This is a genomic window from Streptomyces sp. NBC_01384, from assembly GCF_045040035.1.
Taxonomy (GTDB): domain Bacteria; phylum Actinomycetota; class Actinomycetes; order Streptomycetales; family Streptomycetaceae; genus Streptomyces.
The window spans coordinates 5,267,662-5,293,867 of the sequence record NZ_CP109559.1; the positions used below are offsets into that span (position 1 = coordinate 5,267,662).

Consider the following 26,206-nt stretch of genomic DNA (forward strand, 5'->3'; position numbering starts at 1 on the left):
GTCGCTGGTCACGCTCTGCGTACGACCGACCGAGGTGGTGGGAATGTGACACCGGAGGTGAACGGGCAGGTCAGGGGGCGTTGTCGGTGGGGGAGGGCAAGATGGGGGCATGGTGCGGAAAGCGGCGGGCAGGGCAACAGGCAGGGCAAAGGGAGTGGTCCAGGGGGCGCGGCGGCCGGAGGTCAGGCTGTCATCACTGGAGCCGTACGACGGCTTCGGGCTGGAGCCGGACGGGGACTATGACGGGCTGGAGTTCCTGGAGGTCGACTTCGTCGGGCAGGACGGCGGGGGCGCGCGCTTCATGGACTGCGCTCTGACGGGGTGTGCGCTGGACGAGACGCGGCTGCACCACGCGCGCGTGCTGGACTCGGTCCTGACGGGCATACGGGGCGTGGGCACCGATCTCGCCGAGTCGACGTTGCGCGATGTCGAGCTGGTCGACGCCCGGCTGGGCGGGGTGCAGTTGCACGGTTCCGTACTGGAGCGAGTCCTGATCCGCGGCGGCAAGATCGACTACCTGAACCTGCGCAAGGCCCGACTCAAGGACGTTGTCTTCGAGGGCTGTGTGCTGGTCGAGCCGGACTTCGGGGGCGCCCGGCTCGAGCGGGTGGAGTTCGTGGACTGCGTCCTGAAGGGCGCGGATCTCACCGCGGCCACCCTGACGGACGTCGACCTGCGCCGCGCGGCGGAACTGGACATCGCCCGGGGCGTGGACCGGCTGGCGGGGGCGGTGATCAGCCCGAGCCAGTTGCTGGACCTGGCGCCGGTGCTGGCGGCGGCGCTGGGGGTGCGGGTGGACGGGGGATCCGGGTCCGGGGAGGAGTGAGGGACGGGGCCCGCGGACGAGGGTGAGGGGGATCAGGTCACTCGGGGGAAGCGGGCCTGGAGGGTCCAGATGGCCGGGTTCTCGGCGAGGTCGTCGTGGAGGTCGGTGAGGTCGGCGATCAGGTCGTGCAGGAAGTCGCGGGCCTCGCGGCGGAGTTCGGAGTGGGAGAAGGTCAGCGGCTCCTCGTCGCCCGGCATCCAGTCGGCCTCGATGTCCACCCAGCCGAAGCGCCGCTCGAAGAGCATGCGGTCGGTCGACTCGGTGAAGTCGAGCTCCGCGTGCTGCGGGCGCGAGGCCCGGCTGCCGCGCGGGTCCCGGTCGAGCTGCTCCACGATGTCGCACAGCGCCCACGCGAAGTCGAGCACCGGTACCCATCCCCAGGCTGTGGACAGCTCCCGGTCCGCCTTGGTGTCGGCGAGGTAGACATCGCCGCAGAACAGGTCGTGCCGGAGCGCGTGGACGTCCGCGCGGCGGTAGTCGGTCTGCGGGGGGTCGGGGAAGCGGTTGGAGAGGGCGTAGCCGATGTCGAGCACGTAGGTGATGGTGTCATGGCCCGGGGGAGGGGGCTTGGTCTCGGGGCGGGAGGTGCGGCTTCGGGCGCGTGCCAAGGCTTCGGGCCCGGGCACGGGCACGGGTACGGGCACGGACGCAGGTGTCGCGGTTCGGGCGACGGGGGGCGATCAAGAAGGCAATGGGGGGTGGGTTGTCATGGCCTCGGACAAAGAGGGTGCGGCCTCGTAAGATCGTGAGTGTGCCCCGATCTTCCGTTGCCGTCCCCTTTGCCCCGGCCCTCGCACCCGCACTCGCCCTCACCCTCGCTCTCGCCCTCACCGCGTGCGGCGGCGGAGGTGGCGTGCACGGCAGGCCCGGCGCCTCCGGGGTGCGGGACCCGTACTTCCCGAAGATGGGCAACGGCGGGTACGACGTCACGCACTACGCCCTGACGCTCGCCTACGACCCGCGGGGCAAGCGTTTGAACGGGACGGCGGAGATCACCGCGCGGGCCACCCAGAACCTCAGCGCCTTCCATCTCGACCTGAAGGGCCTGGACGTCGCAGGTGTCACCGTCGAGGGCAAGGGCGCCCGCTGGAACCGCGCGGGCCAGGAACTGACCGTGCGCCCGCACACCGACCTCGACAAGGGCGAGACGTTTCGCGCGACGGTCCGCTACTCCGGCGCCCCCGAGACGCTCACCGACCCGGACGGCTCGGAGGAGGGCTGGCTGCGCACCGCCGACGGCGCCCTCGCCCTCGGCGAACCCACCGGCTCGATGGCCTGGTTCCCCGGCAATCACCACCCCTCCGACAAGGCGACGTACGACATCGTCATCACCGTCCCGAAGGGCCTGGAGGCGGTTTCCAACGGCGAGCTGAAGAGCAGGACGACGACCGCGGACGGCCGTACGACCTTCACCTGGCACAGCGCCGAACCCATGGCGAGCTATGTCGCGACGCTGGCGATCGGGAAGTACGACGTCACGCGCTCCACCACCAAGAACGGCCTGCCGGTGTACGTCGCCGTGGACCCGACACAGACCGCCGCCGCCAAGAAGGGAAGACGGCCCGTGAGGCTGCCGGTCTGCTCTCTACCGATCAGGCCAAGATCAGCCACATAGAGGCGGGCCGCATCGGGATCAGTGAGGAACGGATCCGGCGGCTGGCCGTGTTCTACGCATGCGATGACCGGCATCTGATCGAGGCGCTGTGCACCATCGCCCGCGAGTCGCGCGGCCAGGGCTGGTGGGATGACTACCGGGGCATGCTCTCACCCGGCTTTCTGAATATCGCCGAACTGGAGCACCACGCAACGTACTTGCGTGGCGTCCAGGCGATGAACGTGCCGGGCGTCCTTCAGACCGAGGACTACATGCGGGCGATCCACCGCAGCTACACGCCGACGCTGCCTGCCGAGGAGGTGGACGTTCGGGTGGAGTTCCGGATGAAGCGTCGGGACATCTTCGAGCGGGACGCGCCGCCTCCGTTTCAGGCCATCGTCCACGAAGCGGCACTGCGCATGCGCTTCGGTGGGCGCAAGGTTGCCAAGGGGCAGCTCGAGTACCTGCTCGAAGCCTCAGAGGGGCCGGCGGTGACGGTTCGGGTCATTCCGTTCACCTGCGAGGAGTTCATTGAGGCGACGTATCCCCTGCTGTACGCGGGCGGAGTCGTGCCACAGCTCGACACGGTTCAGATGGATGGACCTGTGGGCGGCTTCCTCATCACCGCGGCTGCTCAGCTCAAGAGGTTCGTCGGCCTGCTCGACATCGCCGAGCAGGTCTCGCTGAGCGAGCCGGAATCTCGGAAGCTCATCCACCAGATCGCGAGAGAACTGTGAGGAGTCCTGGAATGTCCACGCAGTGGCAGAAGTCGTCCTTCTCGGGAGTGAATGCCGAAAACTGTGTCGAACTCGCCCGCCGCGAACCCCATCTCCTCCTCCGCGAGAGCGATGAGCCCGGTGACGTACTCGCCCTGGCCCCCAGAGGTTTGCTGGCCCTGATACGTCATTTCAAAGCCGAGCGACAGTGAGCGGTCGAGCCCGCCGTGCTCCCACGCGCCGTACTCGCTCCCTGGACGCTGACGAACCGAGACGCTGAGACTCGTGCACGCCGGTGCAACCCACCTCGACAGCGGGAGCGTCCATGACCCTGAAGTTCCTCGGCATCATCCCCAACACGCCGACCGACGAGTCTCCGACCATCTGGCTTCACGAGGAGACGGGAGACCTCCTGATCCAGTCGTACAAGGCGACCGAGGAGGAGGTGAAGGAGTGCCAGGAGGTCGGTTCGATCCCCGGCCACTCCACGGACGTACCGGACCACGAGACGATCATCAGGCTCCCGGCGGTCATGCTGAAGTACATCCCCCGCCCGGGCGATGACAAGGGAGAGACCGCAAGTGCAACCACCAGCGCGTAACGCCCTGGCGAAGGCCCAACGCTCAGCCGTGCACCTTGAGTTGCGCGACAGTTACATGCTGGATGACCCCGAGTTCATCGCGTGGCAGCAGGGCAAGCGGCTTGACCCCGCTGACCGGTCTTCGTGGTGGGGTGGCTGGCACGACGCGGTGCGCGACGCGGTCGCCCGCGGTGTCGTGGTCCGGCGCGCCCGCATCATCTCCGAGCCGATCAGTGATTACGCGCGATACGAGTACGACGGCACGTTCACCAACATCGCTGCGGGTGAGTTGGTCCGGTGGCTACCAAGAAGGCGGGCGACCGATCTTGCGCTGCCGGGTACGGACTTCTGGGTGTTCGATGGCGCGCAGGCGCTCTTTCATCACTTCACCGGTGATGGGCAGTTGGACGTGGACGGGCGGGAGTACACGGACGATCCAGAGCGCGTGAAGCCATGCGCCGATGCCTTTGAGGCCGTGTGGCGGCGTGCGATCCCTCACGAGGAGTACCGGCCCCGCTGATCTGCCGCAGTCATGGCTGTCTCTCCGTCTTCCAGCGCCCAGCGGGCCCGGCAAGCTCTAGCGGATCGACTCGCGGAGTTGTGCCGGGATGCTGGGCTGTCCGGGCGTGATATCGCCGAGCGCTGCGGCTGGCATCCGTCCAAGTCGTCTCGCATCATGAACGCCCGTACGCCCCCCTCGGCGGACGATATTCGGGCGTGGTGCCGAGCGTGCGGGGCGGAGGATCAGGCGGCCGATCTGATTGCCTCGCTGCGGACCGCTGAGGGCATGTGGGTTGGCTGGCGGCGGATGGAGCGCGCGGGGCTCAAGCAGGCACAGGAAGCACGCTTGCCTTTGTTCGAGCGCACACATCGCTTCCGCTCCTACTCGTCGTGGCTCGTGCCGGGCCTGATCCAGACTTACGGCTACACCGAGGCGGTGTTGCGCGCTGTTCAGCGCCGCAGGGTTGAGGCGGACGACGTGGCTGAAGCGGTGGCCGTCCGCATGGAGCGTCAGCGTGTGCTGTACGAGGGAGATCGACGATTCGCGTTCCTGATTGAGGAGTCGGTCCTGCGCAACGGACTCTGTGGGGCGGACGCGCTGATCGGACAACTCGGTCACCTGCTCACGATCGGTTCACTGCCCAACGTCAGCTTGGGTGTGGTGCCCACGGGGCCCGATCGTTCCCGGATGCCGGTAGAGGGGTTCTGGATTTTCGACACAGAACAGGTCAATGTCGAATTGGTATCCGGCCACCTCACGATCACTCAGCCCAGCGAGGTGGGTGCGTACGCCGACACGTTCGCGGAACTGGCCGACTTGGCCGTCTACGGTGCCAACGCTCGCGCGCTGATCACGGCGGCCATGGACTCTCTCGGGTGATTGTCGTGCAATCCCATGCAACATCGTGGGCCGGCAGCGTCCCTTCTCCCTACGGTCATTGCATCGAGCGGACCAGTCGGGGAGGCCACGTATGAAGCCGCAGAAGCCGCAGGACTACCACCTGGCCGTGCCGCCGGCCGAGCCCTCCGCCGTGCCGGGCTGTACCGAGTGTCTGTCTTTCGTCGTCGCCAGACAGAACGCGCGCTCCAGTGGTGACTACAGCGGCGTGTCCGACCGCAACGTGGAACTGCGCGAGCATCACGCGGCGGGGCACTGATGGACATGCAGACATGGCGGGAAGCACGCAGTCGGGCAGTTGACGCGACCACAGCACTTCGCGAAGCGCTGGCCGATCTCGGTGTCTCGGGGCGCGTTCAGCGGCGGCGGTTTGGCTCGGGGAACGGCTGGTCGAGTACGCGCCCAGATTCGACTCCGACGCGGAGCGTGACGCCACCCGTCTGGCGCAGTTCGTGAACTCTGCCGCTGGGCACCTTGGTTGGGGTGGCGATGTGTCTCTGGGTTTCTATCTCGAACGTCCTTCGTATCTCTCTCTGGCTCTGGTCACCTGCACACCGAACCGCGCGGTGCCTGATCTGCCGTGTCCTCTCCGCAGAGGAGATTGAAGTGTGACGAAGGAACCGTCGTTCGAGGAACTGCTGAGTAACTCCGCACCGGCGCCTTCGAAGTGGTTTGGGAGCGGGCCATTTCGCAGGAGGAGTGCCGGCGTACGCCCTGATGCCCGTCTACGAGACAGAACGAGGAGTCTTCACGCATGACGAAGCCCGAGCGAGAGCGCTACACATGGGACAAGCACCTCCGCGCGGGGACTGGCCCAGTGCAGGACGAGTTCCTGGAACTCGCCCGCTCCACCAGGGTCTCACGCCACTATTGCCCGGATTGTGTGGGGAGACCTCCAGACCGCGGACTACGCCCGTGCGGTGCTCCAGCGGGTCGTCGCCTTCCATGAGATCCCCGACGATGTCGAGGCCGGAGTGACACGGCGGACGGCTCGTGCCCGGTTCATCGGCCAGGACGGTCGCAGGTACCACACCTTGCTTGGCGAGCAGGCGCTGCGGACGAACCTCGGCGGTGCGGACATCATGCGAGGCCAGCTGCTTCATCTGCTCTGCGCCCTCGAACTGCCGGGACTCAGGCTCGGCATCATTCCAGTACGAGCTGAACTCGACCTGTTCCCGGAAAATGCGTTCTCGATTTTCGACGGGGCGCGGGTCGAGGTCGAGACGCTTTCGGCGGGCCTCACCATTACGAACAAGGGGGAACTCGCTGTCTATGAAAAGGCGTTCACTTGGTACGAACGGTCGGCGGTCTACGGACAGGGGGCGAGGAGCCTGATCGAGAACGAGCTTGATGTCCTCAGCCGTCCTTTGACAGGCGAGGGGCGAGAATGAAGCTGGAGCCGACACCAGGGGGAGACGGTGTCCAGGGTGAACTCGCAGCCTGGGAGCGCGACGCGCACCACCTGCGCTACTTCCTGCCCGCGATCCCTACCGGGTTGATCCAGACGCCTGAGTACATGCGACACGTAATGACCAGGACGTCGGCGTCCGCAGCCGGGGACGTGACCAGTGTCATGGCGTTGAAGTTGGCGCGCCAGGCCGTCCTTGAGGAGCGGGACAAGCGGTTCGAGTTTGTGCTGACCGAATCCGCCCTTCGGTGGAAGTTGGGCGACGGCCCCCTCGTGGCAGGGCAGTTGGAGCACCTCGTGTCCCTGTCCCTGCGTTCCAACGTGGCCATTGGGGTGCTCCCTCTGAAGGCTCGGATCCCCGAAGTTCCCTTCAACACCTTCACGGTCTACGACGCCGACGTGGTGACCTTGGAAGTGTTCACCGGCCGAGTTGTTCTGAGGGAGCCGCAGGATGTCGCCCATTACCGGCGGCTCTTCGAGTGCTTCTCCGAGTGCGCGGTCGAGGGGGACGGAGCGAGGAGGCTTCTGGAGAGGTGGGCGGAGGAGTCAGCTGCGTGATGGTGCTGTCCATGGGCGCGGGTGCGTGCCGCGGCACAGCCCGTGCCCGGGACATCGCACCGGGCACGGGCTGCGGGTGAAGGGGCGGTCAGGCCTCGTCGGAGGCAGTCGGGGGCCTGGGGCCGCCGAAGCCGTGTTCTGACAGGTCGAACCAGTTGCCCTCGGGGTCCATGGCCCGGTATTCGGCGAAGGGGCGGTTGGTGAAGCGTTCCGCGGGCTTGTCCACGCCCTGGGCCACGAGGGCCGCCGTGGTTGCCTCCGTGTCGGCTATGTGGAAGCCGAAGTGGTTCATGCCGACCGGGGTGTCGCCGTCGAGTTGGTGCTTGATGAGGGCGAGGGAGAGGTAACCGTCGGAGAGGAAGCAGCTGCCGTCGGGGTCTCGGTGGAAGAGTTCCATCGAGAAGACCGAGGTGTAGAAGGCGGCCAGTTTTTCGGGGTCCCGGGCGACTATCGCCAAGTGGCGGAGTTTCGGGCGGGCCGGGGACTCGCGGGGCGTGGCCGCGGTCGTTGTTACGGGGGGTTTCTCGGGCTCGGGGGCTTTCACCGGGCTTGTCTCCTTGGGGGTGGTGGCCGGGATCATGTTGTGGAACGCCGTGATCTGCCAGGCCCCGGTGGCGGTTTGTTCGACTACGGCCAGGGCGTGTGTCGTGGCCAGGGTCGTGCCGTCGGTGGTGCGGGTGACCGTGGACTCGGCCTCGACCGTCGCCAGGTCGGGGCGCAGCCGGCGGATGGCGATGATCCGGGCGTCCAGGCGTGTGGCCGCGTACAGGGTGCGGAACAGGCGGTCGTGGGCCGCCTCGACGCCCGCGCGTCCCGGCGGCTTGTCCCCGCGTACGGAGGTGAAGTCGCAGTCCGGGGAGAAGTTCGAGGCGAAGAGCGCGGCGTCGGCCGATGCCCAGGCGCGGGCCATCGTTTCCCACAGGGCGTGGATCGAGTGCGTTTCGGCGGTCGTCATGACGTCAGACACCTACCGCGGTGGTCATGCGGACGCGCAGAGGGAGTTCGGCGCAGTCGCTGCCGGGGAGTTCGGCCGGTGGTGGGGCCCAGGCCGCCAGTGCGTGGTAGAAGGCGTCGGCCCGGCGCTCCAGGTAGCAGATGATGTTGATCGGCCAGGCCGTGTGGCCGAAGACGTGGCAGTCCATGGGGGTGGGGCGCTCACTGAGGACGAATCCGCGTTCCCGCGGCGGGCCTATGCGGTGCCAGTCGGGGTGCATGTGGATGGAGCCCAGGAGGTCCAGGCCCAGGGCATCGGCTTCCTTGGAGGCCTTGAGCAGGTCGCGGGAGTCGATCCACCATGCGCGGTGCTCGTTCTCGTAGGCCGGTCCGAAGCGGGGCACGATCGTTTCGCTGAACTCGCGGCGGGCCGCCGGGTCCGAGGTGCGCGCGTTGCGGCCGAAGGCGACGCGTTCGACGTGGAGGGTGCCCCGGTCGGCGTTGCCCAGGAGGAGGGCGAAGCAGGGGAGGGGGGTTTGGGGGGTGATGAGCTGGTACTCGGTGACCGCGGCGGTGAGGAAGTCGTCGAGCGCCTGGTTGTCCATCAGAACGGTGGGTGGAGCGCTGTCACTCGTACAGTGCTCGTCCGATGAGTCAGCCATGGAGGGCTCCGTTTCCCGTGGGGGGTGAGTGGGGACACGGGGAGCCTAGAGCTCAGTGCTTGAAGATTTCAGTAACTTGGGCGGGGCGTGGGGTAATCCCTACGCGGGGAGAGAGGCGGGAGACGCGAGGAGCCCCCGGCCCGATTCCCCGGGCCGGGGGCTCCTTCGCTCGCCTTGGGCGACTCAGACGCTGACGCCGAAGTCCTGGGCGATGCCCACCAGGCCCGACGCGTAGCCCTGGCCGACCGCGCGGAACTTCCACTCCGCGCCGTTGCGGTAGAGCTCGCCGAAGACCATGGCGGTCTCGGTGGCGGCGTCCTCGCTCAGGTCGTAGCGGGCGATCTCGGTGCCGCCGGCCTGGTTGATGATGCGGATGTAGGCGTTGCGGACCTGGCCGAAGTTCTGCGAGCGGTTCTCCGCGTCGTAGATGGAGACCGGGAAGACGATCTTGTCGATGTCGGCGGGGAGGCCCGCCAGGTTGACGTTGATCGCCTCGTCGTCGCCCGCGCCCTCGCCCGTGCGGTTGTCGCCCGTGTGGACGATGGTCTGGTCCGGGGTCTGCTTGTTGTTGAAGAAGACGAAGTGGGCGTCCGAGTAGACCTTGCCCTGCTGGTTGACCGCGATGGCCGAGGCGTCGAGGTCGAAGTCGGTACCCGTGGTGGTGCGGACGTCCCAGCCGAGGCCCACGGTGACGGCGGTCAGGCCCGGAGCCTCCTTGGTGAGCGAGACGTTGCCACCCTTGGACAGGCTTACAGCCATTGTTGGGAGTCCCTTCCCTCGGTGCGTACGTGCGCTGTGCCCGTACGTATGGGCTTCGTACGGGCACGAAGCTACAACTACCCCTAAGAACGCCAAGAGGGGTACCGAAGGTTCCTGCTCTCTTTACTTTCTTTACCTTCGCGGCGGAAAAGAGGGTGACGTGGACCGGACATCCGCGCGACCATGGACCCCATGTCCGGTCCTTACGTCATCCGCGGCTCCGTCTCCCTTCCCGAGGCCGAGCTCATGTGGCGTTTCTCCCGCTCCAGCGGGCCCGGTGGCCAGCACGTCAACACCAGTGACTCGCAGGTCGAGCTGCGGTTCGACCTCGCCAGGACCGAGGCGCTGCCCCCGGTCTGGAAGGAGCGCGCCCTCGCCAGGCTCGCCGGACGGCTCGTCGACGGCGTCATCAGCGTCCGCGCGTCCGAGCACCGGTCGCAGTGGCGCAACCGGGAGACCGCGGCCGTACGGCTCGCCTCCCTGCTCGCCGAGGCCAGCGCGCCGCCGCCCAAGCCCCGCCGGGCCACCCGTATCCCCCGGGGGATCAACGAGCGGCGGCTGCGCGAGAAGAAGCAGCGCTCCGACACCAAGCGGGGGCGCTCCGGCCACGACTGGGGCTAGGTGCCCGACTTATGGCTAATCTCATGGAATGGACGGATATGAGGACCGGGCGCACCTGGAGTGGTGGGCCAATCGATCGACCTGCCTGGCGCGGATCCCCGTCCGGCTCCGGCCGGCCGCGGTGCCCGGCACCCGGGTGTGGGACGCCGTGGTCTCCGCGCCGCTGGACAGCGGCGCGCGCGAGGACATGCAGTTCCTGATCGAGGCCAGTCCGTACTTCACCCTGCGCTTCGAGGACGACTCCGTGAACGAGGTCGAGGTGGAGCGAGCCGGGGACGGCGTCCGGCTGCGACTGAGCGCCGTACCGGAGACGTGACGTCACATCCAACGGCCGGGGTCCGTCAATGCCATGACGGACCGCGGCGGCGACCAGGAGATGTGACGTATGAGCGACAGCGAATTTCTGAAAGAGAACGGGAACGACCGCGCGGACACGGACGCGGGCGCGGATACGGGCGCGGGCGCGAACGAATTCCTCGCCGCGCGATTCGAATCCCACCGCGGTCACCTCCGCGCCGTCGCCTATCGCATGCTCGGCTCGCTCGCGGAGGCCGACGACGCCGTCCAGGAGGCCTGGTTCAAACTCGGCCGCGTCGACGCCGACCGGGTCGACAACCTCGGCGGCTGGCTGACGACCGTCGTCGGCCGGGTCTGTCTCGACATGCTGCGCTCCCGCAGGACCCGTGGCGAGGAGCCCCTGCCTCCCCTGGAGGAGCGGCCCGGCGTACGGATGACGGAGCCGGTGCTCAGCCCCGTCTCCGGCATCGACCCCGAACAGGAGGCGCTGCTCGCCGACTCGGTGGGCCTCGCCCTGTTGGTCGTACTGGAGACGCTGACGCCCGCCGAGCGGCTCGCCTTCGTGCTCCACGACCTGTTCGCGGTGCCCTTCGAGGAGATCGCACCCATCGTGGGCCGTACCCCGGCGGCGTCCCGGCAGCTCGCCAGCCGGGCCCGGCGCCGGGTCCGGGGCGGGGCGCCCGCGCCCGATCGGGACCTGGCGCAGCAGCGGGAGGTCGTGGACGCGTTCCTCGCGGCGGCGCGCGACGGGGACTTCGACGCGCTCGTCGCCGTACTCGACCCGGATGTGGTGGCGCGGTCCGAGGGCGGGGTGACGGCCGGTGCGAGCGCTGTGGCCTCGGGGGCGAGCGGCTTCGCGCACCTCGCCCGGATCGCGCGGCCCGCCCTCGTCAACGGCGCCGCGGGTGTGGTCGTGGTCACGGACGGACGTCCCGTCAGTGTCCTCGCCTTCACAGTCGTACGCGGCAGGATCGTCGTGATCGACATCGTCAACGACCCGGAGCGGCTGGCCGGGCTCGACGTCACCGTTCTCGACGCGTAAGAACAGGGCGCGCAGGAAGCGAGGTGCGCAACAAGCAGGGTGCGTAACAAGCAGGGTGCGTAAGAACGGGCGAGCGCGGGCGTCAGCCCAACTGCCGGTACCTGCCCTTGAAGTGCAGCAGCGGTCCGCCGTCCGCGCTCGGCACCGCCGCCGTCAGGACGCGGCCGATGACGAGGGTGTGGTCGCCGGCGCTCACCCGCTGCTCGGTGCGGCACTCCAGGGTCGCCAGGGCGCCGCCGACCAGGAGCGCCCCGGCCGCCTCGCCGCGGACGTACGGGATGTCCTCGAAGAGCAGGCGGTCGCTGATGCGGCCCTTCATGGCGAAGCGGCCCGCGATGTGGCGCTGGCTCTCGGAGAGCACGGAGACGGCCCACAGGGGCTGTTCGTCGAGCAGGTCGTCCATGCGGGAGCCCTCGCGCAGGCTGACGAGGACCAGCGGCGGGTCCAGGGAGACGGACATGAAGGCCGTCGCCGTCATGCCGACGTCCTCGCCGCCCGGGCCTTCCGGGTCCAGCGCGGGCTCGTGCGCGGTCACCAGGACCACGCCCGCTGCCAGTCGGGTCATGGCGGCGCGGAACTCGTCGTTGCTCACCCCCTCAGCATGCACGGAGGGGGCGGGTGGAGCGGCAGGGGGAGTCTTCAGCACGCCGAAACGCTAGTCTCCGGCCCTGGCGAGTCACATCGGACCTCGGCCCGAGCCGGGTCCTAGGTCCGAGGGCGGACAGTGCCGTGCCCATTCGACGGACACAATTGCTCACAGTGTCCGCACAGTGTCTAAATAAGCGTTCAGTAAACACACGGGGGAATACAGAAACCTCACTCAATTGCTCATCTTCGCCTGTGACTTGAGTCACAGGAGCCATATTTTGTTGACCCTGTGTACCGAGTGGGCAGCGCGCTGTGATTCAGTGGCGGGGAAGCTATGCACGAAGCTACCAACTGGTAGGCGCAAGAGAACCGTAAGAGAAGCAGGTACGAACCAGGTACGCCGAAGACAACCCTGGAGTTGCTGCGAGGTCTCGAGGGGAGGGCGAATGGAGACCGAGTCGGAGCCTTATGTCCGTCTTGCGACCCTGCGGCAACTGCATCAGGTGATGGCGGACATGAACACCGCGCGGAGCCTGGCGGACACGCTGCAGACCGTCGCCGACGGCGTGGTCACGGGCCTCGGCTACGAGCTGGCGTGTGTCAATCTCGTACGCCCCGACGGTGACCTCGTGGTCGCCGCGCTCGCCGGCAACTCCGCCGCCGAAGCGCTGATCACCGGCCGCGTCGGCTCCCGCACCTCCTGGGACCGCCGGCTGAACATGGGCGAGGCCTGGGGCGACCTCAGGTTCATACCGCACACCGAGGGCTGGGTCCTCGACGACGACGACGTACCGCAGTGGTACACCGACGGACCCGCCCCCCGCTTCGAGGACGAGTGGCACCCCTCCGACCGCCTCTTCGCGCCCATGTACACCCCGAGTATCTCGGGCGGCAGCTGCGGCGAGCTGATCGGCGTCCTGTCCGTGGACCGGCCGCGCAACGGGCGGCACCCCGGCGCGTGGGGGCGTGAAGCGCTCCAGATGTACGCCTTCCAGGCCGCCATCGCCATCAGCAACGCGCGTCTACGTGCCAATATGCAGCGCGCGCTGGTCCGGCTGGAGCGCGAGCAACAGGCCCTGCGCGCCAGCGAGGAGAGCTTCCGTCAGGCCTTCGAATACGCCCCGTCCGGCATGGCCATCGCCGAGATGGGCGGCGACCAGCACGGCCGCATCCTGCGCACGAACGACGCCCTGTGCCGCCTGCTGGGCCGCCCCGCCTCCGCGATGCGCCGCTACTCCTTCTCCGACCTCGTCCACCCCGACGACATCGGCACGCTGCTCAGGACGTCCGCCGAGGGCGGGCGGGCCGAGCTCAGACTCGGTCGCCGCGACGGCACGTACGTCTGGGTCAGCCTGCGCAACTCCGTGGTCGCGGACGCCGCCGACGGCCCCCGCTTCCTGCTCACGCACGTCGAGGACATAGAGGAACGCAAGCGCCGCGAGCTCCAGCTCGCCCACCGCGCCTCGCACGACTCCCTCACCGGCCTGCCGAACTCGGCCGAGCTGCGCTCCCGCCTCAGCTCGCGCCTCTGCCGGCGCCCGGGGGCCCTCCAGCCGGGCGCGGTCGAGTCGTTGGACGCTGCGTACGGGCACGGTCCGTACGCCGACCAGGCGGCCGAGCACGGCGCCTACGACGGACACCTCGGCGGCGACGGGAGCAGCGGAAGCGGCGGGAGTAACGGGATCAACGGAAGCGGGCACGGCTTCGACCTCGGGCCGGGCTTCGACGCGTACGACGCCTTCGACCACCATGTGCACACCATCGCGCCCGAGGGCGAGACGGACGACGGCGCCAAGGGGCTCGCGGTGCTCTTCTGCGACCTCGACGGCTTCAAGTCGATCAACGACCGGTTCGGGCACAACGCGGGCGACGCCGTGCTCATCGAGGTCGCCAGACGCCTGACCAACGTGGTCCGGGACGGCGATACAGTGGCCAGGCTCGGCGGCGACGAGTTCGTGGTGCTCGCCGACGGGCTCGGCCGGGCGGACGCCGCGGACCTCGCCGTACGGCTGCGGAACGCGATCATCCCGCCGATCCGCGTGGACGGCCGGGCCGTCCGGGTGGGCGCCAGCTTCGGCATCGGGTGGGCGCACTGCGGCATGACGGCGGACGAGGTCTTGAAATCCGCTGACGAACGGATGTACGTCGAGAAACGGTCTCGTCCCAAACAGCATCGACGTGCCGGATAAGTCGCCGGATAAGTCGCAGGTCAGTGGGTTGATGCGGTGAAGCTCACCTGTTTGGCCCCCTGGGAGCGGGTAGTCTCGTCATTTACGCCCTTCCTTTCGTGAACCGCATCTGTACCGCACCTGTTGAGGAGTACGTGGGGATGACGCCCGGCAACAACGGCGCGAGCACGCCCGAGGACGACGACCCGTTCGGCTACCTCTACGCCGACGGTCAGGCCAACGGCGCCACCCCGCCCAGCGGAGGTGGCGGCTACGGCTACCCGGGCTCGGTCAACCGGGTGCGGCCAGTCGGTGAGCGCCAGTACGGACAGCCGCAGGCCGGTTACGGCCAGCAGGCTCCGACCGCGCAGTACGGCCAGCAGGCCGCCCCGACCGCGCCGTACGGCCAGGTACCTCAGCAGGGGGCCTACGGCCAGCCGAACGCGCACTACGCGGCGCCCGAGACGGTCCCCGGCGGCCCGCCCACCACCCGGCACGCGCCGGTCGGCGGCGGCGGTCGTGGTCGCGGGCCGAACACCAAGGGCCTGCTGATCGGCGCGATCGCCGTGGCCGCCGCCGTCGTCATCGGCATCGGCATCGCCATGATGAACGACAACTCGAACGACAAGACCAAGAACACGGCCGGCAGCGGCTCGACCCCGACGGCCTCGCAGAGCGCGTCACCGAGCGCGTCGGCCTCGCAGTCGGCCGTCGCGGGTGAACTCCCGAAGATCGACGCGAAGGCGCTGAACCTGGGGACGGGTGTGACGACGGCGTCGGACGTCGCGGGCGCCCAGGCCGACGGCGGCACCTACGTGACCGGCCTCAACACCACCGGAGCCCAGGTCACCTGGACCGTCAACGGCATTCCCGAGGACGGGACGTACACCCTCTTCGCCCGCTACAGCGTTCCTGGCAAGGACGCGAAGATGACGCTCACCGTCAATGGCAAGGTGTTCGGGCGCAAGCTCAACATGAGCAACTTCGCGAAGGCTGCCGGGGGCGACTACGCGAAGGGCTGGACGAAGACCTACGCGTGGCCCACCCTCACCAAGGGCACCAACACGATCACCATCTCCTGCGGGGACGGCGACCAGTGTGACGCCCTTCTCGACCAGCTGTCGCTGAAGCTGGGCCAGGTCACGTCGTAGTCGCCGGGGCCGCGGCGCTCACGCCGCCGTGGCGTCCCCCGTCACCGCGACCTGCTCCAGCAGCGTCTCGTACGCCGGGCGGTCGAACTCGCCCGCCACGGGGGCCAGTACGGTCGCCGCGGACAGGGCGACGGCGCGGGCCAGGCGCTCCGGCCACGGAAGGCGCTCCACCAGCCCGGACAGCAGGCCCGCGACCGCCGAGTCGCCCGCGCCGGTCGGGTTGCCGTGGACGCGGCGTGGTGGGGTGGCGCGCCAGAGGCCGTCCGGAGTGTGGGCGAGCAGGCCCTGGGCGCCCAGTGAGGCCACGACGGCGTGCGCGCCGCGTCTGCGGGTGTCCCTGGTCGCCTGCAACGGCTCGTGGGAGCCGGTGAGTTCGGCCAGTTCGTCGGCGTTCGGCTTGACGATGTCGGGGCGGGCGGCGACCCCGCGGCGCAGTGGTTCGCCGCTGGTGTCCAGGAGGACCGGAACGGCCGCGGCGCGGGCCGTGCGGACCAGCCCGGCGTACGCGCCCACCGGCACCCCCGGCGGCAGGCTGCCGCACAGGGCCACCGCCGAGGCGGAGCGCAGCAGCACCTCGTACGCTTCCTGGAAGGCCGCCCACTCGGCAGGGGTGATCTCCGGTCCTGGCTCGTTGAGTTGAGTCGTGTCACCCGTCGTCGTGTCGACCACGGCTATCGTGCGGCGCGTCGCTCCCGCGACCGGCACCAGCGCGTCCACCACCCCGGGTGTGGCCATGAGCTGGTCCCGCAGGATGCGGCCGGTGGCGCCGCCGGTGAAGCCCGTGACCGTCACCTCGTGACCGAGGGCGGCGAGCACCCGGGCCACGTTCAGGCCCTTGCCGCCGGGGCGTTCGGTCACCTCGGTCACCCGGTGCGCGGTGTGCGGGCGCAGGGACCGTACGCGATAGGTGATGTCGAGAGCGGTGTTCAGTGTGACCGTGAGGATCACCTGGGCCGACCTCCCCCGAAGAGAATCATCAAGTAGACGCGCGGCATGTGCGTGCCGGCTGTTCCGGAGGCTCGATCATGCCAAAGACAACGGCGGTCGGCCCAGTCCCGGGGGCCAACCGCCGTGTGGCAACAAAGGGATGAATCAGCCCAGTTGGGGATCCACCACCCACGCGCCCTTGCGCATCACGCCCTTGAGGGCGAACTCCGCGTCCAGGACCACCAGGTCGGCGTCCTTGCCCGGCTCCAGGGAGCCCACCGTGTCGTACATGCCCAGCAGCCGGGCCGGGTTGGCGGACAGGGCCGCGACCACGTCCTCGACCGGCAGCCGGTCGAGCGTCACCGCCCGCTGGAAGGCGCGGTCGAGGGTGAGCGTGGAGCCCGCGATCGAGCCGCCCTCCGCCAGCCGCGCCACCCCGTCGCTGACCTCGACCTCCAACGGGCCGAGCAGATAGCGGCCGTCGCCGAAGCCCGCCGCGTCCATGGCGTCCGTGATGAACGCCACACGGTCCGCGCCCGCGTGATGGAACGCCAGCTGGAGCGCGGCGGGGTGGAGGTGGGTGCCGTCGTTGATCAGCTCGACGGTGATCCGCTCGTCCTCCAGGAGGGCGGCGATGGGCCCGGGCGTGCGGTGCCCGAGCGCGGGCATGGCGTTGAACAGGTGCGTCGCCACGGTCGCGCCCGCGTCGATGGCCTCCACCGTCTGTTCGTACGTCGCGTCCGTGTGCCCGATCGCCGCGATCACCCCGTGCTCGGCCAGCAGGCGTACGGAGTCGAGGCCGCCCGGCAGTTCGGTGGCGAGGGTGACCATCCGGGCCCGGCCGCGCGCCGCGTCGACCAGCTTGCGGACCTCGGCCGGGTCCGGGTCGCGCAGCAGTTCCTCGGAGTGCGCGCCCTTGCGGCACGGCGAGATGAACGGGCCCTCGAAGTGGATGCCCGCGATGTCGCCCTGCTCGGCCAGCTCGGAGAGCAGCCCGGCGCGCTGGGCGAGGCCGTCCATGTCGCCGGTCACGGTCGAGGCGACGAGGGTGGTGGTGCCGTGCAGCCGGTGGGTGCGGACGCCCTGGAGGACCTCCTCGACGGTCCCGGAGGTGAAGGAGGCGCCGCCGCCGCCGTGGTTGTGGAGGTCGACGAAGCCGGGGACGAGCCAGTGGCCGCTGAGGTCGATGGTCCGGGCGTCGACGGGCTCGCTGCCGGCGATCCGTGTGCCGTCGACGATCACGCGGCCGCCGTCCACGATCCCGGTGGGCAGGACCACCTTGGCACCGGCGAGAACCTTGCTAGGGGCCATCAGGTGGTTACCTCCGAAGTCGGTTGGGAAGCGGTGGTCGGCTGATTCGGCAAGCTCGAAGGGCGTGGTCGGCTCGGCTGATTCAGCAGGTCCCAGGCCAGCAGGCCCGCGCCCAGGCATCCGGCCGTGTCCCCGAGGGCCGCGGGGACCAGGGACGGCAGCTTCTGGAAGGTGATGCGCCGCTCGATGGCGGCCCGCAGCGGTGTGAACAAGGTTTCCCCGGCTTCGGCGAGACCGCCACCGATGATCAGGGTGCGCGGGTCCAGCAGGGTGAGCGCGGTGACGAGCCCGTCGGCGAGCGCGTCGATCGCGTCCTGCCAGACCTCCCGCGCCCGCGGGTCCCCGGACTCGACGGCCTTCGCGCAGTCGGCGGCGTCCGCCGTCGGGTCCCCGCAGGCCTCGGCCCAGGCCTGGCTGACGGCCGCCGCGGACGCGTACCGCTCCAGACAGCCGTGCTGCCCGCACGGGCAGGGGGTCCCTCCAGGGCGCACGACGATATGGCCGATCTCGCCCGCGAAGCCGTGCGCGCCCGCCTCGACGTCGCCGTTGATGCCGATCGCGCCCGCGATGCCGGTGCCGAGGGGGATGAACAGGAAGCGGTCGGCACCCTGCCCCGCGCCGATCCGGCCCTCCGCGAGGCCGCCGGTGCGCACGTCGTGTCCGAGCGCCACCGGCACCCCGCCCAGCCGGTCGCCGAGCAGCCGGCGCATCGGGATGTCACGCCAGCCGAGGTTGGCCGAGTACACCGCGACGCCGCGGTCGGCGTCGACGATGCCGGGGACGGCGACTCCGGCCGCCGCCGCCGGCTCGCCGAAGTGGTGCTCGCCGTACGCGCGCAGCTCGGCCGCGAAGTCGAGGATCGCGTCGACCACGGCGTCCGGGCCGCGCTCCCGGCCGGTGGCGCGGCGGGCCCGGTGGAGGAGCTCGCCCTCCGTCCCGACCAGGGCGGCCTTCATCCCGGTGCCGCCCACATCCAGGGCGATGACATGTCTCACGGGGGACAGTGTCGCCCCTTACCCCAGGAGAGGTCTAGTCCACTCGCGTGGTGTAGACCTTGTATCCGCATACCGAGACGGATGCAACGGACGCAGAAGCAAAGACGGGCAACCCCTGGACAGGGGCGGCCGGGGTGGAGAAGAGCAGTGCAGCGGCGTAGGACAGGTCGGCGTAGGGCCGGGCGTGGGACAGGGCGCAGGACAGGACTGATCGCGGTGGCGTCCGCCCTGGGCATGACGGCGACCCTCGCGGGATGCGGCGGCTCGGGCGGTTCCGGGGACGTGACCCTCAGACTCGTGGCCGCCGACTACGGCGACGCCAAGGCCGACAGCTCCCAGAAGTACTGGGACAAGCTGGCCAAGACGTACGAGGGTGAGCACCCGGGCACCAAGGTCGAGGTCACCGTCTACCCGTGGACCGATGTCGACCGCAAGGTCAAGGAGATGGTCGAGGCGGGCGACGCGCCCGACATGGCGCAGATCGGCACGTACGCCGACTACGCGGCCAAGGGCGACCTCTATCGGGTCGACGAGGTGCTCTCCATACCCGTCCAGGGCGACTTCATCGCGCAGCTCACCGAGGCGGGGCAGGTGAACCGGGTGCAGTACGGCATGCCGTTCGCCGCCTCCACCCGGCTGCTCTTCTACAACAAGAAGCTGTTCTCCGACGCGGGCCTTACCGCGCCGACCACCTGGAGCGAGCTCGCCGCCGACGCCAGGGTGCTGAAGTCCCGAGGCGTCAAGATCCCGTACGCGCTGCCCCTCGGGCCCGAGGAGGCGCAGGCGGAGACCATGCAGTGGCTGCTGAGCGGCGGCGACGGCTACACCGACGACGTCGGCACCTACAGCCTCGACTCCGCCCAGAACGTCGCCACCCTCACCTGGCTCAAGGACGAACTGGTCGGCAAGGGGCTCACCGGACCCGTCGCGCCCGCGAAGCTGAACCGTGCCGATGCCTTCGCGGCGTTCGCGCGCGGCGAGGTCGGGATGCTCAGCGGGCACCCCACGCTGATGAAGACGGCCGCCGCCAAGGGGGTGAAGTTCGGGATGGTGCCGATGCCCGGCATCAACGGCAGGGCCCAGGCCACGATGGGTGTCGCCGACTGGATGATGGCCTTCAAGAAGAACGGTCACCGCGAGCAGATCGGTACGTTCCTCGACTACGTCTACAGCCAGAAGAACGTGCTGGACTTCTCCCACGAGTACGACCTGCTGCCGGTCACGACGTCCGCGTCCGACGCGATGGCGGCCGACGCCGGTGACGCGGACCTCGTGCCGTTCCTGGACGAGCTCCCCTCCTCTCAGCTCTACCCGGTCGGCAAGACCTCCTGGGCCGCCGTCAGCGCCGAGATCAAGAAACAGATCGGCCAGGCGGTCTCCCCGGGCGGCAGCCCGGCCGACGTCCTCGGCTCGCTCCAGCGGACGGCGACGATGACGGACAGCGCGGGGTAGTGGGGTAGCGGCGTCGTTGTCGGCGTCGGTGCCGATGTCGGCGTCGGCGTCGGTGCCGATGTCGGCGTCGGTGTCGATGTCGGTGCCGGGGGCTACGGTGCGGTCATGGACGAACTGAGCGGGCGGGAGCAGGCGATCCTCGCCATGGAGCGGCGCGGTTTCGTCGGCCCCGGCGCCAAGGAGCGGGCGATACGCGAGCAACTCGGCCTGGTCCCCGTCCGCTACTACCAACTCCTCAACGCCCTCCTCGACGACCCGCGCGCCCTCGCGCACGACCCGATCACGGTGAACCGCCTCCGCAGGGTCCGAGACTCCCGTCGCTCGGAACGCTGACCCCCGACGCCGACAAGACGTTCCCCGGCGGGGCGTGACTCGGTGAGCCGTGGGTGCGCCCGGCCCCGCGCGGATAGGGTCGAAGCATGGGCAGCCACGTGGAACACCCGGAATCCCTGGAATCCCCGGAACACCCGGACGTCTCGGAACCCTTGCCGACGCCGGCGACCCCCGCCGGACGCGACGGCCTCGACGCCATCCTCACCCGGCCCGACCGGGCCGTCATCGCGCTCGACTTCGACGGAACACTCGCCCCGATCGTCACCGACCCCGAGCAGGCCCGCGCCCACCCCGACGCGGTCCCCGCCCTCGCGGCCCTCGCCCCGAAAGTCGCCTCCGTCGCCGTGATCACCGGCCGCCCGGCCGGCGTCGCGGTCCGCCACGGCGGCTTCGCGGGCGTCCCGGGCCTCGACCACCTCGTCGTCCTCGGCCACTACGGCGTCGAACGCTGGGACGCCCGCACCGGCACCGTCAGCGCCCCCGCCCCGCACCCCGGCGTCGCCGCCGTCCGCGCCGAGCTGCCCGGGGTCCTCGACGAGATCGGCGCCTGGCAGGGCACCTGGATCGAGGAGAAGGGCCGCGCGGTCGCGGTCCACACCCGTCGCGCGACGGACCCGCAGGCCGCGTTCGAGGCGCTGCGCGAACCCCTCACCGACCTCGCCACCCGGCACGGTCTGATCGTCGAACCGGGGCGGATGGTCCTCGAACTCCGTCCCCCGGGCGTGGACAAGGGCGTCGCCCTCCTGGAGTACGTCCGCGAGGTCCAGGCCGAAGCCGTCCTCTACGCCGGCGACGACCTGGGCGACCTCCCGGCCTTCGCCGCCGTCGACAAACTCCGCTCGGACGGCATCCCGGGCCTGCTGGTGTGCAGCGGCAGCTCGGAGGTCACCGAACTGGCGGAACGCGCGGACCTGGTCGTCGACGGCCCGGCGGGAGTCGTACGCCTGCTCAGGTCACTGGCGGCGCACTGCGGCACCCCGTAAGGACTGCGGCGCTCCGTAAGGGGCGGCTCAGTCCTCCAACTCCCGCACCTGTTCAAGAAACCACTGCGCCGGAGGCAGGGCGGTCCCGGCGGCAGCCAGCCGCTTCGTACGCTCCGCCCGCTCCCCGACCGGCATGGCCAGCGCCTCGTCCAGCGCCCGCGCGGTGGCGACCACGTCGTACGGATTCACCCCCACCGCATCCTCGCCCAGCTCCTCGTACGCCCCCGCCTCCCGCGAGAGCACCAGCACGCACCCCTCGTCGGAGACGACCGGCACCTCCTTGGCGACGAGGTTCATGCCGTCGCGGATGGGGTTGACGAGGGCGACGTCGGCCAGCCGGTACGCGGCCAGGGAGCGGGCGAAGTCGTCCTTGACGTGCAGGACCACCGGGGTCCACCCCGGCGTCCCGTACTGGGAGTTGATCTCGCTCGCCACGCGCTGGACCTCGGCCGTGTAGTTGCGGTAGACGGCGAGGTCCTGGCGGGAGGGGTAGGCGAAGGCCACGTGGACCACCCGCTCGCGCCACTGCGGCTGGTCCTCCAGCAGCTGCCGGTACGCCAGCAGGCCCCGCACGATGTTCTTCGACAGCTCGGTCCGGTCGACCCGCACGATCGTCTTGCGGCCCTCGCCGATCTGCCCCCGCAGCGCGTCCATCCGCTCGGCCACATCCGCCTCGTGCGACCGCCTCCGCAGGAAGTCCGCGTCCGCGCCCAGCCCGTGCACGCCGACCCGGGTGTCGCCAAGCCCGCCGACGATCGCGGTGGCGCAAGCGGTGAACGCGTCCGCCCAGCGGTGGGTGAGGAAGCCGAGCCGGTCCGCGCCGAGCATGCCGCGCAGCACCTGCTCGGCGATGTCGTCGGGCAGCATCCGGAAGTAGTCGACCGGCGCCCAGGGGGTGTGCGAGAAGTGGCCGATGCGCAGGTCGGGGCGCAGGGCCCGCAGCATGCCCGGTACCAGCGTCAGGTGGTAGTCCTGTACGACCACCACCGCGCCGTCGGCCGCCTCGACGGCCAGCGCCTCGGCGAACGCGCGGTTGTACGCCTCGTACGACGCCCACTGACGGCGGAACTCCACGTCGAAGACCGGCTCCAGCGGGGTCTGGTACAGCATGTGGTGGACGAACCACAGCACGGAGTTCGCGATGCCGTTGTACGCGTCCGCGTGCACCTCGGCGTCGATGTCCAGCATCCGTACGCCGTCCTCGGCGACTCCGCGCCGGACCGCCTCGCGGTCGCCGTCGCCGAGCGCCGAGCACACCCACAGGGCGCCCGCCTCCGGCCCGATCGCGGAGAGGCCCGAGACCAGCCCGCCCCCGCCGCGCTTGGCGTGGAGCGAGCCGTCCTCTTGGACCTCGTAGGTGACCGGCCCGCGGTTGGATGCGACGAGGATGCCGTGGGCGCCTTGCTTTGAAGCGGGGGAAGCCATGCCTCGAAACCTAGCCCGGCGTCGAAACGCTCAAACGTTCCCTTCAGCCGTATGCCGTCTGCGGGCCGGTGGGGGTTTGTCGCGCCCACGCGGCGGAGCCGCATATGTCACAGCCCCGCATATTCCACAGCCCCGCGCCCCTACCGGGGCGCTTTCACGCTGCCCTTCGTTTCTGGTACTCGGAGATTTCGACCATCGGCGGACGTTCCTCCGTGTCCACCGAGTAGGTGCGCGGCTCGAAACCGTCCTTGCCCCGTTCGAACTGGGTGAGGGCCGGGCGGATGAGGTGGCCGCGGGCCAGCCGGAGCTGGGCGGTGCGGTAGATCGCGGCGGACATCCGGCCCAGCGCCTGCCCGTCCTGGTGGCGGTGCTTGCGTACACCCACGTCGACCTGGGCGAGCGCGTCCAGGCCCACCAGGTGCAGGGCGTCGACGAGCATGCCCAGCTCGACGCCGTAACCGACGGGGAAGGGGAGCTGTTCGAGCAGCGAGCGGCGGGCCGCGTACTCCCCGCCGAGCGGCTGGACGAAGCCGGCCAGCTGCGGCCAGTGCATGTTGAGCAGGGGGCGGGCCATGAGTTCGGTGACGCGGCCGCCCTGACCCGCGGCGCCGCCCAGCGGACGGTCGTACATCCCCTTCACGAGGTCCACGCCCGGCTCGGTGAGCAGCGGCCCCACGATCCCGGAGACGAAGTCCGACGAGAACTCCCTCAGGTCCGCGTCGATGAAACAGACGATGTCCCCGCTCGTCACCAGGAGCGAGCGCCACAGCACCTCGCCCTTGCCGGGCACGGTCGGGATGCGCGGCAGGATCTCGTCCCGGTGCACCACTCTCGCGCCCGCCGCGGCGGCCACCTCGGAGGTGCGGTCGGTCGAGCCCGAGTCGATGACGACGATCTCGTCGACGAGGGGCACCTGCTGCATCAGGTCGTGGCGGATGACGGCGACGATCTCACCGACCGTCTCCTCCTCGTTCAGCGCGGGCAGCACGACACTCACCGAGGAGCCCGTGGCCCGTTTGGCGGACATCAGTCTGTGGAGCGGGCGGTCGGTCACGGACCAGGAGCGGTTGTTCAGCCAGCGCTCAACTTCCTTCAGCACAGTCTGCGGCTCCTCACTGTCTGATCACCCGGTGTCACGGTGTGATCCGTCTCGCGGTTCGGACGACTATCTCAACTGTCCTGGCCTTCGGTTACAGTCTTGAACAACGCGGATGACCATCGCATGTCGTAGATCACTCGCGGACCGTCGCACCACACGCATCACCCGCACGACACAACCGAATACCGCTCATCCAGAGGGGCAGAGGGATACGGCCCGATGAAGCCCCGGCAACCCTCCAGCTGGTTCCTGTCACATCGCTGTGGCGAGGCTCCCGGCTAGGGAAGGTGCCAAATCCGTCTCATGGCGAAGTGCGTCGTGAGGAAGATGAGGAGAAAGGGCCTCGCCTCCATGGCTGCGCAGACAGTTGCAAGCACCACGAACTCCGTCGCGGGCGACACCGACACTGACACCGTAGCCGGTGTCGATCTCGGACCCGCCGCCGCGCTTTCCTGCCGCGAGTGCGGACACCGCGTGCCGCTCGGCCCGGTTTTCGCCTGCGAGGAGTGTTTCGGCCCGCTGGAGATCGCGTACGACTTCTCGGCCTACGAAACCGAAGAACTCCGCAAGCGCATCGAGTCGGGCCCCGCGAACATCTGGCGGTACGCGCCGCTGCTCCCCGTCCCGGCCGACGTCGCCGACAAGCCGAACATCAACCCCGGCTGGACCAAACTCGTCAAGGCCGACAACCTCGCCCGCGAGCTGGGCGTCGAGGCCGGCAAGCTCTTCGTCAAGGACGACTCCGGCAACCCGACGCACTCCTTCAAGGACCGGGTCGTCGCCCAGGCCATCGAGGCCGCCCGCGCGTTCGGCTTCACCACGCTCTCCTGCTCCTCCACCGGCAACCTCGCCGGCGCGGTGGGTGCCGCCGCCGCGCGCGCCGGCTTCCGCTCCTGCGTGTTCATCCCGCACGACCTGGAGCAGGGCAAGGTCGTCATGGCCGCGATCTACGGCGGCGAGCTCGTCGGCATCGAGGGCAACTACGACGACGTGAACCGCTTCTGCTCCGAGCTGATCGGCGACCCGGCCGGCGAGGGCTGGGGCTTCGTCAACGTCAACCTGCGGCCGTACTACGCGGAGGGCTCCAAGACCCTCGCGTACGAGATCTGCGAGCAGCTCGGCTGGCAGCTCCCCGACCAGCTGGTGATCCCCATCGCCTCCGGTTCCCAGCTCACGAAGATCGACAAGGGTCTGCAGGAGCTGATCAAGCTCGGGCTGGTGGAGGACAAGCCGTACAAGATCTTCGGTGCCCAGGCCGAGGGCTGTTCGCCGGTGTCCGTCGCCTACAAGGCCGGCCACGACGTCGTACGGCCCCAGAAGCCGAACACCATCGCCAAGTCGCTCGCCATCGGCAACCCGGCCGACGGGCCGTACGTGCTCGACATCGCGCGGCGGACGGGTGGGGCCGTGGAGGATGTGAACGACGAGCAGGTCGTCGACGCGATCAAGCTGCTGGCGCGCACGGAGGGCATCTTCGCGGAGACCGCCGGTGGGGTGACCCTCGGGGTCACGAAGAAGCTGATCGAGAACGGCCTGCTGGACCCGACGCTGACGACCGTCGTTCTGAACACCGGGGACGGTCTGAAGACGCTGGACGCGGTGGCCGGCACGGGGCTGACGGCGACCATTCGTCCGAATCTGGACTCCTTCCGAGAGGCCGGGCTCGCGTAGGGCTTGGCCCGGAGGGCTGTTTTCTACGCTGCGGACCGGTGGGGGGCCGGTCGCGCCCATGCGGCGGAGCCGCATATTCAGCAAGGCCCTGCGCCCCTCTGGGGCGCTACCCGACCGGAGGTCACAAGGAATGAGCGTCAACGTCCGCATCCCCACCATCCTGCGCACCTACACCGGTGGCCAGGCCGAGGTGACGGCCGAGGGTGGGACCCTCGGTGAGGTCATCGCGGACCTGGAGAAGAACCACACGGGTATCGCCGCGCGCGTCCTGGACGACCAGGGCAAGCTGCGCCGGTTCGTCAATGTGTACGTGAACGACGACGACGTCCGCTTCGAACAGGGGCTGGAGACGGCGACGCCGGACGGCGCGGGCGTCTCGATCATCCCCGCCGTCGCCGGCGGCTGACCGCCACGCATCCGATTACGTACGGTGAGATAGTTACCCTTGGTAATGCCAATCACCGAGAGTTCATCGAATTGCCCCCTCCGCGAGAGAAGCGGAGGGGGCAATTCAGTATGGTTGAGCGCGGTAGAGTTGGGGAACCCGCTGCACTTCGCATGCCGGGCGCATATGAGTTCGCGCCCGAGGTCCGGCAAGAAGTAGCCAAAGTCCCCCGCCTTTTTGAGCCGTTTATGGCATTTATGGGGCCCGACTTGCCCTGAAACTTCACAAATTCTCCCCATATTCCCGATCGACCGTGCCCGGAA

29 protein-coding genes, 2 pseudogenes and 1 riboswitch are annotated in these 26,206 nt (G+C 69.4%); of the genes and pseudogenes, 21 read left to right on the plus strand and 10 right to left on the minus strand.

Annotation, left to right across the window (positions count from 1 at the left end; all coding sequences use genetic code 11):
- The first annotated feature begins 109 nt into the window (after window positions 1-109).
- Window positions 110-826 carry a pentapeptide repeat-containing protein gene (locus OG747_RS24315; RefSeq protein ID WP_405881450.1) on the plus strand — a complete coding sequence of 239 codons (717 nt, stop codon included), beginning with the start codon at window positions 110-112 and terminating at the stop codon, window positions 824-826.
- 32 nt (window positions 827-858) lie between these two features.
- Here the strand turns inward: OG747_RS24315 and OG747_RS24320 are convergent, their stop codons facing one another.
- On the minus strand, window positions 859-1,359 hold the full coding sequence (locus OG747_RS24320) for a hypothetical protein (protein ID WP_405885646.1): 501 nt from the start codon (window positions 1,357-1,359) through the stop codon (window positions 859-861).
- Window positions 1,360-1,517: 158 nt separating this feature from the next.
- Here OG747_RS24320 and OG747_RS24325 point away from each other — a divergent pair.
- From OG747_RS24325 to OG747_RS24370, 10 genes and pseudogenes are all read left to right on the plus strand, one after another.
- Window positions 1,518-2,378 (plus strand): annotated as a pseudogene (locus tag OG747_RS24325) (M1 family peptidase); the annotation flags it as partial.
- Between the two features lie 26 nt (window positions 2,379-2,404).
- A complete protein-coding gene (locus tag OG747_RS24330) occupies window positions 2,405-3,157 on the plus strand; it encodes a DUF5753 domain-containing protein (RefSeq protein ID WP_405885647.1) in 753 nt (250 codons plus the stop codon).
- A gap of 11 nt (window positions 3,158-3,168) precedes the next feature.
- Complete coding sequence (locus OG747_RS24335) at window positions 3,169-3,348, plus strand: DUF397 domain-containing protein (protein ID WP_405881451.1); 180 nt, start codon at window positions 3,169-3,171, stop codon at window positions 3,346-3,348.
- 113 nt (window positions 3,349-3,461) lie between these two features.
- A complete protein-coding gene (locus OG747_RS24340) occupies window positions 3,462-3,737 on the plus strand; it encodes a hypothetical protein (protein WP_405881452.1) in 276 nt (91 codons plus the stop codon).
- Window positions 3,697-4,236 (plus strand): DUF6879 family protein, encoded by a 540-nt coding sequence (locus OG747_RS24345; protein WP_405881453.1) that lies wholly within the window; start codon window positions 3,697-3,699, stop codon window positions 4,234-4,236. The genes OG747_RS24340 and OG747_RS24345 overlap by 41 nt, the downstream gene beginning before the upstream one ends.
- Before the next feature lie 12 nt (window positions 4,237-4,248).
- On the plus strand, window positions 4,249-5,097 hold the full coding sequence (locus OG747_RS24350) for a helix-turn-helix domain-containing protein (RefSeq protein ID WP_405881454.1): 849 nt from the start codon (window positions 4,249-4,251) through the stop codon (window positions 5,095-5,097).
- Window positions 5,098-5,188: 91 nt separating this feature from the next.
- A complete protein-coding gene (locus OG747_RS24355) occupies window positions 5,189-5,374 on the plus strand; it encodes a hypothetical protein (protein WP_405881455.1) in 186 nt (61 codons plus the stop codon).
- Between the two features lie 103 nt (window positions 5,375-5,477).
- Window positions 5,478-5,720: pseudogene (locus OG747_RS24360) on the plus strand (hypothetical protein); the annotation flags it as partial.
- Between the two features lie 276 nt (window positions 5,721-5,996).
- Window positions 5,997-6,506, plus strand: coding sequence for a Scr1 family TA system antitoxin-like transcriptional regulator (locus OG747_RS24365; RefSeq protein WP_405881456.1), 510 nt, complete (start codon window positions 5,997-5,999; stop codon window positions 6,504-6,506).
- Window positions 6,503-7,081, plus strand: coding sequence for a DUF5753 domain-containing protein (locus OG747_RS24370; protein WP_405881457.1), 579 nt, complete (start codon window positions 6,503-6,505; stop codon window positions 7,079-7,081). The genes OG747_RS24365 and OG747_RS24370 overlap by 4 nt, the downstream gene beginning before the upstream one ends.
- Window positions 7,082-7,169: 88 nt before the next feature.
- Here OG747_RS24370 and OG747_RS24375 read toward each other — a convergent pair whose 3' ends face one another.
- The 3 genes from OG747_RS24375 to OG747_RS24385 all read right to left on the minus strand — a co-directional run bounded on the left by OG747_RS24375 (window position 7,170) and on the right by OG747_RS24385 (window position 9,435).
- On the minus strand, window positions 7,170-8,036 hold the full coding sequence (locus tag OG747_RS24375) for an SgcJ/EcaC family oxidoreductase (protein WP_405881458.1): 867 nt from the start codon (window positions 8,034-8,036) through the stop codon (window positions 7,170-7,172).
- A 4-nt stretch (window positions 8,037-8,040) separates the two neighbouring features.
- The gene (locus OG747_RS24380) at window positions 8,041-8,676 is read right to left on the minus strand and encodes a hypothetical protein (RefSeq protein WP_405881459.1); all 636 of its coding nucleotides are present in this window, start codon (window positions 8,674-8,676) and stop codon (window positions 8,041-8,043) included.
- Window positions 8,677-8,859: 183 nt separating this feature from the next.
- Window positions 8,860-9,435, minus strand: a complete 576-nt coding sequence (locus OG747_RS24385) for a TerD family protein (protein ID WP_405881460.1) — start codon at window positions 9,433-9,435, stop codon at window positions 8,860-8,862.
- Window positions 9,436-9,618: 183 nt separating this feature from the next.
- On the opposite strand from OG747_RS24385, the gene arfB reads away from it, so the two are divergent.
- The 3 genes from arfB to OG747_RS24400 all read left to right on the plus strand — a co-directional run bounded on the left by arfB (window position 9,619) and on the right by OG747_RS24400 (window position 11,395).
- A complete protein-coding gene (gene arfB, locus OG747_RS24390; RefSeq protein WP_405881461.1) occupies window positions 9,619-10,056 on the plus strand; it encodes an alternative ribosome rescue aminoacyl-tRNA hydrolase ArfB in 438 nt (145 codons plus the stop codon).
- A gap of 28 nt (window positions 10,057-10,084) precedes the next feature.
- Window positions 10,085-10,372 carry a hypothetical protein gene (locus OG747_RS24395; RefSeq protein ID WP_405881462.1) on the plus strand — a complete coding sequence of 96 codons (288 nt, stop codon included), beginning with the start codon at window positions 10,085-10,087 and terminating at the stop codon, window positions 10,370-10,372.
- Window positions 10,373-10,441: 69 nt separating this feature from the next.
- Complete coding sequence (locus OG747_RS24400) at window positions 10,442-11,395, plus strand: sigma-70 family RNA polymerase sigma factor (protein ID WP_405881463.1); 954 nt, start codon at window positions 10,442-10,444, stop codon at window positions 11,393-11,395.
- Window positions 11,396-11,477: 82 nt separating this feature from the next.
- Here OG747_RS24400 and OG747_RS24405 read toward each other — a convergent pair whose 3' ends face one another.
- On the minus strand, window positions 11,478-11,960 hold the full coding sequence (locus OG747_RS24405; RefSeq protein WP_405885649.1) for a flavin reductase family protein: 483 nt from the start codon (window positions 11,958-11,960) through the stop codon (window positions 11,478-11,480).
- A gap of 469 nt (window positions 11,961-12,429) precedes the next feature.
- On the opposite strand from OG747_RS24405, the gene cdgB reads away from it, so the two are divergent.
- Together cdgB and OG747_RS24415 are read left to right on the plus strand one after the other, a co-directional pair.
- A complete protein-coding gene (gene cdgB, locus OG747_RS24410; protein WP_405881464.1) occupies window positions 12,430-14,172 on the plus strand; it encodes a diguanylate cyclase CdgB in 1,743 nt (580 codons plus the stop codon).
- 140 nt (window positions 14,173-14,312) lie between these two features.
- Window positions 14,313-15,302 (plus strand): carbohydrate-binding protein, encoded by a 990-nt coding sequence (locus OG747_RS24415; RefSeq protein WP_405881465.1) that lies wholly within the window; start codon window positions 14,313-14,315, stop codon window positions 15,300-15,302.
- An 18-nt stretch (window positions 15,303-15,320) separates the two neighbouring features.
- Here OG747_RS24415 and OG747_RS24420 read toward each other — a convergent pair whose 3' ends face one another.
- From OG747_RS24420 to OG747_RS24430, 3 genes are all read right to left on the minus strand, one after another.
- A complete protein-coding gene (locus OG747_RS24420) occupies window positions 15,321-16,250 on the minus strand; it encodes a 1-phosphofructokinase family hexose kinase (RefSeq protein ID WP_405881466.1) in 930 nt (309 codons plus the stop codon).
- Between the two features lie 144 nt (window positions 16,251-16,394).
- Complete coding sequence (nagA, locus tag OG747_RS24425) at window positions 16,395-17,540, minus strand: N-acetylglucosamine-6-phosphate deacetylase (protein WP_405881467.1); 1,146 nt, start codon at window positions 17,538-17,540, stop codon at window positions 16,395-16,397.
- Window positions 17,540-18,535 carry an ROK family protein gene (locus OG747_RS24430; protein ID WP_405881469.1) on the minus strand — a complete coding sequence of 332 codons (996 nt, stop codon included), beginning with the start codon at window positions 18,533-18,535 and terminating at the stop codon, window positions 17,540-17,542. Before OG747_RS24430 ends, nagA begins: the two co-directional genes overlap by 1 nt.
- Window positions 18,536-18,769: 234 nt before the next feature.
- Between OG747_RS24430 and OG747_RS24435 the strand changes: the two genes are divergently transcribed.
- From OG747_RS24435 to otsB, 3 genes are all read left to right on the plus strand, one after another.
- A complete protein-coding gene (locus OG747_RS24435) occupies window positions 18,770-19,987 on the plus strand; it encodes an ABC transporter substrate-binding protein (protein WP_405885650.1) in 1,218 nt (405 codons plus the stop codon).
- A 105-nt stretch (window positions 19,988-20,092) separates the two neighbouring features.
- The gene (locus OG747_RS24440; RefSeq protein ID WP_405881470.1) at window positions 20,093-20,320 is read left to right on the plus strand and encodes a DUF3263 domain-containing protein; all 228 of its coding nucleotides are present in this window, start codon (window positions 20,093-20,095) and stop codon (window positions 20,318-20,320) included.
- An 86-nt stretch (window positions 20,321-20,406) separates the two neighbouring features.
- Window positions 20,407-21,303 carry a trehalose-phosphatase gene (gene otsB / locus OG747_RS24445; RefSeq protein WP_405881471.1) on the plus strand — a complete coding sequence of 299 codons (897 nt, stop codon included), beginning with the start codon at window positions 20,407-20,409 and terminating at the stop codon, window positions 21,301-21,303.
- Window positions 21,304-21,330: 27 nt separating this feature from the next.
- Here the strand turns inward: otsB and OG747_RS24450 are convergent, their stop codons facing one another.
- Together OG747_RS24450 and OG747_RS24455 are read right to left on the minus strand one after the other, a co-directional pair.
- On the minus strand, window positions 21,331-22,728 hold the full coding sequence (locus OG747_RS24450) for a trehalose-6-phosphate synthase (RefSeq protein WP_405881473.1): 1,398 nt from the start codon (window positions 22,726-22,728) through the stop codon (window positions 21,331-21,333).
- Between the two features lie 154 nt (window positions 22,729-22,882).
- Window positions 22,883-23,827, minus strand: a complete 945-nt coding sequence (locus tag OG747_RS24455; protein ID WP_405881474.1) for a glucosyl-3-phosphoglycerate synthase — start codon at window positions 23,825-23,827, stop codon at window positions 22,883-22,885.
- A 186-nt stretch (window positions 23,828-24,013) separates the two neighbouring features.
- A riboswitch (SAM riboswitch) is annotated at window positions 24,014-24,161 on the plus strand.
- 17 nt (window positions 24,162-24,178) lie between these two features.
- Here OG747_RS24455 and thrC point away from each other — a divergent pair.
- Window positions 24,179-25,498 carry a threonine synthase gene (gene thrC, locus OG747_RS24460; protein WP_405881475.1) on the plus strand — a complete coding sequence of 440 codons (1,320 nt, stop codon included), beginning with the start codon at window positions 24,179-24,181 and terminating at the stop codon, window positions 25,496-25,498.
- A 130-nt stretch (window positions 25,499-25,628) separates the two neighbouring features.
- Entirely contained in the window at window positions 25,629-25,904 is a 276-nt protein-coding gene (locus tag OG747_RS24465) for a MoaD/ThiS family protein (protein WP_030941262.1), read from the plus strand.
- The last annotated feature ends 302 nt before the right edge of the window (window positions 25,905-26,206 follow it).

Bases quoted from the DNA above. Each gene is read 5' to 3' on its own strand.
- OG747_RS24315 (WP_405881450.1), top strand. From the start codon at position 110: ATGGTGCGGAAAGCGGCGGGCAGGGCAACAGGCAGGGCAAAGGGAGTG.
- OG747_RS24335 (WP_405881451.1), top strand. From the start codon at position 3,169: ATGTCCACGCAGTGGCAGAAGTCGTCCTTCTCGGGAGTGAATGCCGAA.
- OG747_RS24340 (WP_405881452.1), top strand. From the start codon at position 3,462: ATGACCCTGAAGTTCCTCGGCATCATCCCCAACACGCCGACCGACGAG.
- OG747_RS24345 (WP_405881453.1), top strand. From the start codon at position 3,697: ATGACAAGGGAGAGACCGCAAGTGCAACCACCAGCGCGTAACGCCCTG.
- OG747_RS24350 (WP_405881454.1), top strand. From the start codon at position 4,249: ATGGCTGTCTCTCCGTCTTCCAGCGCCCAGCGGGCCCGGCAAGCTCTA.
- OG747_RS24355 (WP_405881455.1), top strand. From the start codon at position 5,189: ATGAAGCCGCAGAAGCCGCAGGACTACCACCTGGCCGTGCCGCCGGCC.
- OG747_RS24370 (WP_405881457.1), top strand. From the start codon at position 6,503: ATGAAGCTGGAGCCGACACCAGGGGGAGACGGTGTCCAGGGTGAACTC.
- OG747_RS24375 (WP_405881458.1), bottom strand. From the start codon at position 8,036: ATGACGACCGCCGAAACGCACTCGATCCACGCCCTGTGGGAAACGATG.
- OG747_RS24380 (WP_405881459.1), bottom strand. From the start codon at position 8,676: ATGGCTGACTCATCGGACGAGCACTGTACGAGTGACAGCGCTCCACCC.
- OG747_RS24385 (WP_405881460.1), bottom strand. From the start codon at position 9,435: ATGGCTGTAAGCCTGTCCAAGGGTGGCAACGTCTCGCTCACCAAGGAG.
- arfB (WP_405881461.1), top strand. From the start codon at position 9,619: ATGGACCCCATGTCCGGTCCTTACGTCATCCGCGGCTCCGTCTCCCTT.
- OG747_RS24395 (WP_405881462.1), top strand. From the start codon at position 10,085: ATGGACGGATATGAGGACCGGGCGCACCTGGAGTGGTGGGCCAATCGA.
- OG747_RS24400 (WP_405881463.1), top strand. From the start codon at position 10,442: ATGAGCGACAGCGAATTTCTGAAAGAGAACGGGAACGACCGCGCGGAC.
- OG747_RS24405 (WP_405885649.1), bottom strand. From the start codon at position 11,960: ATGACCCGACTGGCAGCGGGCGTGGTCCTGGTGACCGCGCACGAGCCC.
- cdgB (WP_405881464.1), top strand. From the start codon at position 12,430: ATGGAGACCGAGTCGGAGCCTTATGTCCGTCTTGCGACCCTGCGGCAA.
- OG747_RS24415 (WP_405881465.1), top strand. From the start codon at position 14,313: ATGACGCCCGGCAACAACGGCGCGAGCACGCCCGAGGACGACGACCCG.
- nagA (WP_405881467.1), bottom strand. From the start codon at position 17,540: ATGGCCCCTAGCAAGGTTCTCGCCGGTGCCAAGGTGGTCCTGCCCACC.
- OG747_RS24435 (WP_405885650.1), top strand. From the start codon at position 18,770: ATGACGGCGACCCTCGCGGGATGCGGCGGCTCGGGCGGTTCCGGGGAC.
- OG747_RS24440 (WP_405881470.1), top strand. From the start codon at position 20,093: ATGGACGAACTGAGCGGGCGGGAGCAGGCGATCCTCGCCATGGAGCGG.
- otsB (WP_405881471.1), top strand. From the start codon at position 20,407: ATGGGCAGCCACGTGGAACACCCGGAATCCCTGGAATCCCCGGAACAC.
- OG747_RS24450 (WP_405881473.1), bottom strand. From the start codon at position 22,728: ATGGCTTCCCCCGCTTCAAAGCAAGGCGCCCACGGCATCCTCGTCGCA.
- thrC (WP_405881475.1), top strand. From the start codon at position 24,179: ATGGCTGCGCAGACAGTTGCAAGCACCACGAACTCCGTCGCGGGCGAC.
- OG747_RS24465 (WP_030941262.1), top strand. From the start codon at position 25,629: ATGAGCGTCAACGTCCGCATCCCCACCATCCTGCGCACCTACACCGGT.